Consider the following 11,102-nt stretch of genomic DNA (forward strand, 5'->3'; position numbering starts at 1 on the left):
CTTCAGACCCTGCCGTTAGCCAACAACGCCCTTGCCATTCGGATTATCTTCCCCTCAGTCGGGGCGATACAGGTTTCTTTCAACCTGTCGGGTTTGCCAGCTTCGCTGGGCAAACAAAAAAGCTAGCACATTAGGCTAGCTTTCAATAAGTATAGAGTATCTGCAGCGTATTAAACGTCTAAGTTCGCCACATTTAATGCATTCGACTCAATAAACTCACGACGTGGTTCTACGTGATCACCCATAAGTGTTGAGAATAATTGATCAGCTGCAACTGCATCTTCAATCGTAACTTGCAGCATACGACGGCTTTCAGGATCCATTGTTGTTTCCCAAAGCTGCTCAGGGTTCATCTCACCAAGTCCTTTGTAGCGTTGGATATAAAGACCACGCTTGGCTTCAGTCACTAACCATTCTAATGCTTCAACAAAAGTATCAACTTGCTTCACTTTTTCACCACGTTTAACGAAGCCGCCCTCTTCAATCAAACCTTCTAGATCTGACGCCAGCGTTGCAATCGTATTGTAATCTGTAGACATTAAGAATTCGAAGCCAAATAAATAATTGGTATCAATACCGTGTTTACGAACAGTAATATTCGGTAAGTAAACCTGACGTTCAGCATCTAATACGGTTGAGCCGGTGTAAATCTTGCCGCCGTCACCTTGCTCAGATAAATCAGCAACAAAAGCATTAACCCAAGACGTCATTTGAGCTTCATCAGCCAACATTTCATTAGTTACTTTAGATTGATAAAGTAAACGCCCCGATAAGGTAATTGGGAAACGTTGTTCAATACGCTTAAGAATGGCTTCAAAACTGCGATATTGAGTAACTAAACGCTCAAGTGGCTCACCACCCATACCTGGCGCACCCTGAGTGGGATGAATGCTGGTGCCATCTAACGCTAACGTCGTTAGGTATTGCGTCAAGCCATCTTCGTCTTTAATGTATTGCTCTTGTTTGCCTTTTTTCACTTTATACAGTGGTGGCTGAGCAATATAAATAAAGCCACGCTCAATCAATTCAGGCATTTGACGGAAGAAGAAGGTCAACAGCAAAGTACGAATGTGCGAGCCATCTACGTCGGCATCGGTCATGATAACGATGTTGTGATAACGGGTTTTATCTGGGTCGTACTCATCACGACCAATACCACAACCTAATGCAGTAATAAGTGTCGCAACTTCTTGTGACGATAGCATTTTATCAAAACGCGCTTTTTCTACGTTAAGGATTTTACCTTTAAGTGGCAGAATGGCTTGGTTCTTTCGGTTACGGCCTTGCTTAGCACTCCCCCCCGCAGAATCACCCTCCACTATATATATTTCAGAAAGACCAGGGTCTTTCTCTTGGCAATCCGCCAGCTTACCCGGCAGACCACCTAAATCCAATGCCCCTTTACGGCGTGTCATTTCGCGCGCTTTACGTGCTGCTTCACGAGCACGAGCTGCATCGATGATTTTACCAACAATCAATTTGGCTTCGTTCGGGTTTTCTAATAAGAAATCATTCAGCTGTTCGCCCATGGTTTGCTCAACCGCACTTTTTACTTCACTCGAAACCAACTTATCTTTGGTTTGTGAGCTGAACTTTGGATCTGGCACTTTTACCGAAATAACTGCGGTTAAACCTTCACGAGCATCATCACCACTGGCACTGGTTTTGTTTTTCTTATTGTAGCCTTCACGCTCCATATAACTGTTTAAGTTACGAGTTAGTGCACTACGGAAACCAGCAAGGTGAGTACCACCATCACGCTGTGGAATGTTATTGGTAAAACAGAAAATGTTTTCTTGATAAGCATCATTCCATTGCATCGCTACTTCAACGGTTATGCCATCTTCGCGTTCTTGAATAAAATGGAAGATATCTTTGTTTACTGGCGTTTTATTGGTATTTAGATACTCAACAAATGCACCGATACCACCTTCATACTTAAAGAACTCATCTTTACCATCACGCTCATCAACCAAGCGAATGCCAACACCTGAGTTCAAGAATGACAATTCACGAACACGTTTAGCAAGAATATCAAAATGGAATAATGTGTTGCTAAAGGTTTCAGAGCTTGGCCAAAAACGAATTTCAGTCCCCGTCTTATCAGTATCACCAACAATGTTAATCGGGTCTACTGGCTCACCCATATTATAAAATTGTTCATGAACTTTTCCGTCACGACGAATGGTTAACTGAAGCTTTTCAGACAGTGCGTTTACCACTGAAACACCTACGCCATGCAAACCACCGGATACTTTATAGGAGTTATCATCAAACTTACCACCAGCGTGTAATACGGTCATAATAACCTGTGCTGCTGAAACGCCCTCCTCTGGGTGAATAGCAACCGGAATACCACGACCATCATCTTTTACACCCACACTGCCATCAGAGTGGATGGTAATGGTAATGTCGTTACAGTGACCGGCTAACGCTTCATCGATAGAGTTATCGACCACTTCGAACACCATGTGGTGTAAGCCTGTACCGTCATCGGTGTCACCGATGTACATCCCAGGTCTTTTACGTACCGCATCAAGGCCTTTTAATACCTTAATACTCGAAGAATCGTAACTATTCTCTGACATATTATTCTCTCAATTATTCGGTTACCGCAACATGTCCCTGTTCCACATGAAACATCCTGTCTGGCGGGCAATGTAACGAATCAACGATAGCAGTCGGTTCAATTGCAGTCACAAATATTTGTGACCCTGTATCTGCTAGCTGTGTTAACAACAATTGTCTGTGCCGAGCATCTAGTTCTGATGGCAAGTCATCCACCAGATAGATACTGTTCTTATTAATTTGCTCTTTGAGTAAACGCCCCTGAGCAATACGTAAGGCACAAACCAATAACTTTAATTGACCACGGGATAACGCATCCTGCGCAGGCATATTGCCTACCCGTAGTCGTAAATCGGCTTTATGGGCGCCACTTCCTGTATTTCCGCTGTTTAAGTCTCTTGAATATTGACTTTGTAATGCATCAGCATACGAGGTTTTGCTGTCCCATCCTCGAGTAAAACTGACTTTGACATCAACCTGAGGTAAAAACGCTTCAATTATACCTGTTAAAAGCGAATTTAACGAGTGAACATACTGATTTCGAATTTCAGTAACTTGCTCAGTATAACGCACTAAATCCCGATCCCAATACTCAATTGTTTGATAATCAGCCTGATTTTTAAGTAATTGATTTCTTTGCTTTAAAATCCGTCTTACATTTGACCATGCTGAATGAAACTGAGGATCAGAATGAAACGCACCCCAATCAATAAATTGGCGTCTGGATTTTGGACCTTCAAACAGTAATGAAAAACTTTCAGGGGTAATAACTTGTATCGGCAAGGTTTCCGCTAACTCTGATAAACGCTTGAGCTTTTCCCCATTCAAACGGACTTCAATCTCACCATTGCGTAAGCGACGTAATCCCAGTTTAGCATTACCTTGTGCTTGCTCAATTTCTGCAAATAAAACCAGCTGTTCAGACTCGTTATTGATCACCCGCTGTGCCAAATGACTGCGGAATGAGCGTCCCATCCCTAAAAAATAAATGGCTTCTAATATGCTGGTTTTGCCACTGCCATTGAGGCCAGAGATCAAATTAAGCCCACGACTGAGTTGCAGTCGAGCTGATTTAATATTTCGAAAATCGGTGATCTGGAGTTGAACGAGGCTCATTGAATATTAATTACCTATTTTGTCTTACCAAGAAAACGGGTAACCAGTGACTTTTACTTATTCATTTAACAACAAAAAAGACACTGGACTCCCACTTTCGCAGGAGTGACGACAGAACCTACAAGCGCATTGGCATGACCACGTACATAGAATCTTCTTCTTTGTGGTTTTCAATTAACGCACTGGAGTTATTATCGATCAAGGTAATACGCACGTCATCGGCACGGATATGATTAAGTACATCTAATAGATAACTTACATTAAAACCAATTTCTAACGGCGTATTTTCGTATTCGATATCGACGATCTCTTCCGCTTCTTCCTGCTCAGGGTTATTGGCCGTGATCTTCATGGTGTTCGTTTCAATCTGAACGCGAACGCCACGGAATTTTTCATTCGATAAAATTGAAGCCCTAAGTAACGCTTGCTTCAAATGGTTACGGCTCGCTAATACAATTTTATCGCCACCTTTTGGCAGTACTCTATCGTATTCAGGGAAGCGTCCATCAACCAACTTACTGGTAAACACTGAGCTGCCTGTCGTAATACGAATGGCATTTTCGCCAATAACGACACTGACGTCTTGATCTTCTGCGTCCATTAAACGCATCATTTCCATAACGCCTTTACGTGGCACAATGACTTGCTTTTGTGGCAATTGAGCTTCGATATTTTGATGGCTCAACGCCAAGCGGTGGCCATCTGTCGCAACAGCTCGTAGTACACTACCGTCGGTTTCTAATAACAAACCATTTAAATAGTAACGCACATCTTGATTGGCCATTGAAAACTGTGTCGCATCAATAATTGAACGCAAGGTACCTTGCTTACAACTGAATTCAATGCTGCCTTCAAAGGCTTCAACATTTGGATATTCATCTGCGGGTAATGTCGCTAGAGAGAAACGACTGCGACCAGAACGTAACAACAATTTATTTTCTTGTTGTTCGATGAATAACTCCGTTTGATCGGGCAGTGATTTTACAATATCAAGAAACTTCTTAGATGGGACAGTCGTACGACCTTCAATTACATCACCTTGAACCGGCGTTTGATCGACCAATTCAACTTCTAAATCTGTACCTGTCATTTTAAGTGAGTTATTACTCACCTCCATCAGGACGTTAGCCAAAATAGGCATATTGGCTTTCTTTTCTACTGCACCACAGACTAATTGAAGTGGTTTTAATAGGGCATCCCTATCAATAGAAAATTTCATTCTTTCTAGCTCCCTGATGTTTTATTTAAAAAGTAAACGACTGAATGACATCTAGTGATATTCAGACTAATACTGAAGTATTCAGTTTGATTCTATTTAAAAAAGCCACTGGATGCCAGTGTTAGCAGATACGATAACACTGGGATGATTTATCGAAGCTTTTATTATTATTTGTTTTCTTTTTAAATTAAGAAGATAACGTTCTAATTAAGTTAGCATAATCTTCTTTAATGTCATGACTTTCTTCACGTAACTGCGCAATTTTTCTACAAGCATGCAATACCGTAGTATGATCTCGACCACCAAACGCATCACCAATTTCAGGCAAACTTTGGTTAGTGAGTTCTTTAGCTAATGCCATTGCAACTTGTCTTGGACGGGCAACACTGCGAGAACGGCGTTTTGATAACATATCCGCCATCTTGATTTTATAGTATTCTGCGACTGTCTTTTGAATATTGTCTACGGTCACCAATTTTTCTTGCAATGCCAGTAAATCACGCAGTGCTTCACGAACAAAGTCAATGGTAATTGGACGGCCAGTGAAATTTGCATTAGCAATCACACGATTTAACGCACCTTCGAGTTCACGAACGTTGGAACGTAAACGCTTAGCAATAAAGAAAGCCACTTCATCAGGTAGATTGATACCACTCTCTTCAGCTTTACGCATCAAAATCGCCACGCGAGTTTCTAACTCTGGTGGTTCAATGGCAACAGTAAGACCCCATCCAAAACGAGATTTTAAGCGGTCTTCTACACCGTCGATTTCTTTTGGATAGCGATCCGAAGTCAAAATGACTTGATGATTGCCCTCCAATAACGCATTAAAGGTATGGAAAAATTCTTCTTGGCTACGATCTTTATTGGCAAAAAATTGAATATCATCGATAAATAATGCATCAACACTGCGGTAGTAACGCTTAAAATCTTCAATGGCATTATTTTGCAACGCTTTGACCATATCTTGAACAAAACGCTCTGAATGCATATAAACGACTTTAGCATCAGGTTTATTCTTAATAATGCCATTACCTACAGCATGTAATAAATGGGTTTTACCTAAACCTGTTCCACCGTATAAAAAGAGTGGATTATAAGCACCACCTGGATTTTCAGATACTTGTAATGCCGCTGCTTTACCCAGTTGGTTCGATTTACCTTCAACGAAGTTATCAAATTGGTAAGTCAGGTTGATGTTGCTTCGATAATTTGGGTTTGGTGCTTTATCGTGACTTGGAGCAAAAGATGGCATCGGTTTAGCCACTGTAGGACTCGCAACAACAGGCACCGGTGTTACCGGGCTGGCTGGCGCTTTAGTGGCAGGCTTACTGCCAATATCAAAACGCAATGTTGGCGCATCATTCCCCATTTGCTCGATAAAGAATTGGTTGATCTGGTTGATGTATTTATCTCTCACCCAGTCCAAAACAAATCGATTAGGTGCATACAGTACTAATGTTTCCCCATCCATTTCGGCTTGTAACGGTCTAATCCACATACTGAACTGCTGAGCTGAGAGCTCATCTTGCAGTCGTCCGATACATTGTTGCCAAAGCGAAACTGCCACTGATGTCTTCCCCAAATTGATCACCAAAAAAGATCCGTATTTTATAGTGTGTCGATTCAGATCGCTATCTTTAAAATCAATTTATCCCCAGATAGATCAATATAATTTTTATGGACCAGATCACCCATGATCAACTTTGATCGTAAAAACCTTTAATTAGCGCCATCTGGCGCTTGGTTTACCGATCTAACTTGATCTATAATAGCAAAACTTGATTGTGAATAAGATCATAAAAAACTACTACATCTTGTGGTATTACACAAAGTTATCCACATTCCTTGGTAGTTTGTTTGATAATTAATTTACACAAGTTCGCCATTAATTGTGCACTTATCGGTAATGGTTATTGACGCCATTGTCGAAAGTGATTACAATTCGGCCTCTTTTTTGTCCTTACCTCTTTCGACTTAAATTATTAAGAAGAAAATTTAGAGATAAGGTTTATTAACGATAACAAAGACGGATTGCCATAATGAGTAAACGTACTTTTCAACCTAGCAACCTGAAGCGCAAGCGTTCTCACGGCTTCCGTGCTCGCATGGCTACTGTAGGCGGTCGTAAGGTTCTTGCACGTCGTCGTGCAAAGGGTCGTGCGCGTCTATCTGCATAATAGGTAGTAAGCACAGGTGACTAGTTACACCTTTATGCGGGAGTTGCGTCTGTTAACTCCCGCACAATTCAATCACGTATTTTCCAATCCTATTAAAGCTTCTTCGGCTGAAATCACTTTATTGGCAGTACCAAATCAATTAGACCATCCTCGGGTCGGCTTAACTGTACCTAAAAAACAAGTTAAACTTGCAGTAGGTCGCAATAGAGTCAAACGAATAGTGCGTGACAGCTTTCGTTTAACTCAACATGATTTACCGAATGTAGATATTGTTGTACTGGTCAGACGAGGGGTGATGGACTTGGATAATGCTCAATTACATAAATTGGTGAATAAGCTATGGCGCAAACTCAGTCGCCGCTACAATGGCTAATTACCAAGCTCATTAGAGGCTACCAACTTTTTATCAGTCCCTTATTGGGGCCGAGGTGTCGCTTCACACCGACTTGCTCTCACTATGCTATTGAAGCTATAAAGGTTCATGGCAGTGCAAAAGGGAGTTGGCTTGCAATCAAACGCATATTAAAATGTCACCCTTTACATCCCGGCGGAATAGATCCCGTCCCACAAAAACATGATAGGTGTAATAAATAGGCTATGGAATCACAACGCAATCTATTGCTTGTAGGACTACTGTTTGTCAGCTTTTTGCTGTGGCAACAGTGGCAGACGGATAATAATCCTCAACCTGCCGCAACTACTTCTTCTGTATCGAGCCCAGCAAGCTCACACACTCAGTCAGCTGATGTACCAGAGGCCGATGGCACTCTTCCATCTTCTGCAGTGACAAATACAACAGATTTGCTCACAGTTAAAACTGACCAACTTGATATCAAAATCAACCCTGTTGGTGGTGATATTGTTTATGCAGCCTTAATCGCTCATAAACTTGAAGAAGGCAGTGATAAGCCGTTCGTTATCATGTCACAAGATAACCAATTTACCTACATTGCACAAAGTGGCTTGATTGGTAAAGGCGGTATTGATAGCGCGAAGTCTGGTCGAGCTAAATTCAGTGTTGAAAAGTCAGATTACACTTTAGCAGACGGTCAAGACACATTAACTGTACCGTTAACTTACGTAGCAAACAATGGTGTAAAGTACGTAAAAACATTCACTTTTACACGTGGTAAATTTAACGTAGGTGTTGATTACAACATCAACAATACGTCATCAGAAAATCTGCAAGTGCAAATGTATGGTCAAATTAAAGAGACCATCAAACCGCACGAAGGCAGCATGATGATGCCAACTTATCGTGGTGCAGCGTACTCAACGCAGGATACACGCTACGAAAAATATAAGTTTGATGAAATTGCGAAGAACGATCTAAAAGAGTCAACGCTTGGTGGTTGGGTGGCGATGCTGCAACACTACTTTGTATCAGCTTGGATCCCACCTGCAAATGACAAAAACTCAATCTACACCAGCGTAAGTGCAGGCGGCAAAGCCAACATTGGCTTTAAAGGTGCAAGTTACGATGTAGCTCCAGGTGCATCACAGAGCATTAAAGCTGAATTCTACGTTGGTCCAAAAGATCAAAAGGCTCTTTCAGCGCTTTCTCCTACGCTTAATCTCGTTGTAGATTATGGCTTCCTATGGTGGTTGGCGATTCCAATTCATTGGTTGTTGCTTAAATTCCATATGCTTGTCGCTAACTGGGGTATCGCAATTATCCTAATTACCTTAGTCGTACGTGGTGCGCTGTATCCATTGACTAAGAAGCAGTACACGTCAATGGCGAAAATGCGTGACTTGCAACCGAAACTGGCACAACTGAAAGAGCGTCACGGTGATGATCGTCAGAAGATGGGTCAGGCCATGATGGAGCTGTACAAGAAAGAAAAAGTAAACCCAATGGGTGGTTGTTTACCGATTCTGCTACAGATGCCTATTTTCATTGCCTTGTATTGGGTATTGCTTGAAAGTTATGAGCTACGACATGCGCCATTTATGCTATGGATCACTGACTTATCAGTACAGGATCCTTACTACATCTTGCCATTATTAATGGGTGGCTCTATGTGGTTAATGCAAAGAATGCAACCAATGTCGCCTACGATGGATCCAATGCAAATGAAAATGATGCAGTGGATGCCAGTGGTATTTACTGTATTCTTCCTCTGGTTCCCAGCAGGTCTGGTTCTATATTGGTTAGTCGGTAACTTGGTGGCTATCACTCAGCAAAAAATTATTTATGCAGGCTTAGAAAAGAAAAAAGCAGAGAAGTAGAGGCTTTTTAAGCTCAGCATTTTAAAGGATAATAACCGCGGCTTAACTCACTCAGTTAAGCCGCTTTTTTATTTGTTATTGTTGTATAAAATCAGAAAAGGTAAATGTTGTGACCAAAGAAACGATTGTCGCTCAAGCAACAGCCCCGGGGCGTGGCGGTGTCGGTATTATTCGAGTATCTGGGCCGCAAGCAGAACAAGTAGCACAATCGGTTTTAGGTCACACCCCTAAAGTGCGATATGCCGATTATTGTGACTTTAAAGCGCAAGATGACAGCGTGATAGATCAAGGTATTGCCCTTTTCTTTAAGCAACCGAACTCTTTCACTGGTGAAGATGTTTTAGAACTTCAAGGTCATGGTGGCCAAGTTGTTCTAGACATGCTCATTAAACGTGTACTCGAAACAGATGGCATTCGCACAGCTAAGCCTGGTGAGTTTAGTGAACAAGCTTTTATGAATGACAAGCTGGATCTAACTCAGGCTGAAGCTATTGCTGACTTGATTGACGCCTCCAGTGAACAAGCGGCTAAAAGTGCATTGCAGTCATTACAAGGTGAATTTTCAACTCAAGTTCATCAGTTAGTGGATCAAGTGACTAATCTGCGTTTATACGTCGAAGCTGCTATTGATTTCCCTGATGAAGAAGTCGATTTTCTCAGTGATGGTAAAATCGCCACAGCCTTGTATAACGTCATCGACCGCCTAGATGAAGTACAAGCCAGTGCTCAACAAGGCTCTATCATCCGTGAAGGGATGAAAGTCGTCATTGCTGGTCGCCCTAATGCCGGCAAATCTAGCCTATTGAATGCACTTGCAGGTAAAGAGTCAGCCATTGTGACTGATATTGCGGGTACAACTCGTGATGTTTTGCGTGAGCATGTACATTTAGACGGTATGCCACTCCATATTATCGATACTGCGGGGTTACGTGATACCCAAGATGCCGTAGAAAAAATTGGTATTGAACGCGCTTGGGAAGAAATAGAGCAAGCCGATCGAGTACTGTTTATGGTGGATGGTACGACAACAGAAGCCGTTGATCCCCATGATATTTGGCCTGATTTTATTGATCGTCTACCTATTAATTTAGGCGTTACTGTTGTGCGTAATAAAGCCGATATCACCGGCGAAGCCGTTGCAACCACTTCACATGATACCAAAGACGGTCATCATTATGAGGTATACCGTATCTCAGCTAAAAATGGCCAAGGCGTTGATGAACTCAAACAACACTTAAAAGATCTTATGGGCTTTGAAAGTAATCTTGAAGGTGGCTTTATGGCACGTCGACGTCACCTTGAAGCACTCGCTTTAGCAAGTGAACATCTGCAAATGGGTAAACAACAATTAGAAGTCTTTCAAGCCGGAGAATTGTTGGCAGAAGATCTGCGTATGACGCAGCAGGCGCTTTCTGATATTACTGGCGAATTTACTTCAGACGATTTACTCGGCAAAATATTCTCGTCATTCTGTATTGGTAAGTAAGCAGGACAATTAAGGACAAAAAACGACAGTCAAAAACAAGTAAGGTTTTGAAATAACAGCATTCACCTTTATCGTTGTTATTCATTGATTGTCGTTACTTGACTACTCTTGTCCCCGCAGTGCCTCCCCATGATAATTATTGCTAAATCTGGGGGCATATTGGGGGCACAAATGAAAGTGGCTCATATCGGGTTCAAGACTGCTAGGTAACCAATAGTTGAATGAGTGGCTCAAGCAGCCCTTTACCTCGTAGGCCAGCATTGTGTACAAACTCAAAAAAACCAAGATAAAGAGGGAGTTT

At 41.8% G+C, this 11,102-nt stretch carries 9 protein-coding genes; 5 read left to right on the forward strand and 4 right to left on the reverse strand.

The window, feature by feature from the left end; translation table 11 throughout:
• Nucleotides 1-170: 170 nt before the first annotated feature.
• The 4 genes from gyrB to dnaA all read right to left on the reverse strand — a co-directional run bounded on the left by gyrB (nucleotide 171) and on the right by dnaA (nucleotide 6,473).
• Nucleotides 171-2,588, reverse strand: coding sequence for a DNA topoisomerase (ATP-hydrolyzing) subunit B (gene gyrB / locus JQC92_RS18735; RefSeq protein WP_205001078.1), 2,418 nt, complete (start codon nucleotides 2,586-2,588; stop codon nucleotides 171-173).
• A 13-nt stretch (nucleotides 2,589-2,601) separates the two neighbouring features.
• Nucleotides 2,602-3,684 (reverse strand): DNA replication/repair protein RecF, encoded by a 1,083-nt coding sequence (gene recF, locus JQC92_RS18740; protein ID WP_205001079.1) that lies wholly within the window; start codon nucleotides 3,682-3,684, stop codon nucleotides 2,602-2,604.
• 118 nt (nucleotides 3,685-3,802) lie between these two features.
• Complete coding sequence (dnaN, locus tag JQC92_RS18745) at nucleotides 3,803-4,903, reverse strand: DNA polymerase III subunit beta (RefSeq protein ID WP_205001080.1); 1,101 nt, start codon at nucleotides 4,901-4,903, stop codon at nucleotides 3,803-3,805.
• 187 nt (nucleotides 4,904-5,090) lie between these two features.
• Entirely contained in the window at nucleotides 5,091-6,473 is a 1,383-nt protein-coding gene (gene dnaA, locus JQC92_RS18750) for a chromosomal replication initiator protein DnaA (protein WP_205001081.1), read from the reverse strand.
• A 472-nt stretch (nucleotides 6,474-6,945) separates the two neighbouring features.
• Between dnaA and rpmH the strand changes: the two genes are divergently transcribed.
• The 5 genes from rpmH to mnmE all read left to right on the forward strand — a co-directional run bounded on the left by rpmH (nucleotide 6,946) and on the right by mnmE (nucleotide 10,801).
• Nucleotides 6,946-7,083 carry a 50S ribosomal protein L34 gene (rpmH, locus tag JQC92_RS18755; protein ID WP_006083827.1) on the forward strand — a complete coding sequence of 46 codons (138 nt, stop codon included), beginning with the start codon at nucleotides 6,946-6,948 and terminating at the stop codon, nucleotides 7,081-7,083.
• A gap of 16 nt (nucleotides 7,084-7,099) precedes the next feature.
• Nucleotides 7,100-7,456, forward strand: a complete 357-nt coding sequence (gene rnpA, locus JQC92_RS18760; protein WP_205001082.1) for a ribonuclease P protein component — start codon at nucleotides 7,100-7,102, stop codon at nucleotides 7,454-7,456.
• Nucleotides 7,423-7,677 carry a membrane protein insertion efficiency factor YidD gene (gene yidD, locus JQC92_RS18765; RefSeq protein ID WP_129945270.1) on the forward strand — a complete coding sequence of 85 codons (255 nt, stop codon included), beginning with the start codon at nucleotides 7,423-7,425 and terminating at the stop codon, nucleotides 7,675-7,677. The genes rnpA and yidD overlap by 34 nt, the downstream gene beginning before the upstream one ends.
• Before the next feature lie 3 nt (nucleotides 7,678-7,680).
• Nucleotides 7,681-9,315, forward strand: a complete 1,635-nt coding sequence (yidC, locus tag JQC92_RS18770; protein ID WP_205001083.1) for a membrane protein insertase YidC — start codon at nucleotides 7,681-7,683, stop codon at nucleotides 9,313-9,315.
• Between the two features lie 109 nt (nucleotides 9,316-9,424).
• Entirely contained in the window at nucleotides 9,425-10,801 is a 1,377-nt protein-coding gene (mnmE, locus tag JQC92_RS18775) for a tRNA uridine-5-carboxymethylaminomethyl(34) synthesis GTPase MnmE (RefSeq protein WP_205001084.1), read from the forward strand.
• The last annotated feature ends 301 nt before the right edge of the window (nucleotides 10,802-11,102 follow it).

Origin of the sequence: Parashewanella hymeniacidonis (genome assembly GCF_016900895.1) — a bacterium.
In the GTDB taxonomy this organism is placed as follows: domain Bacteria; phylum Pseudomonadota; class Gammaproteobacteria; order Enterobacterales; family Shewanellaceae; genus Parashewanella; species Parashewanella hymeniacidonis.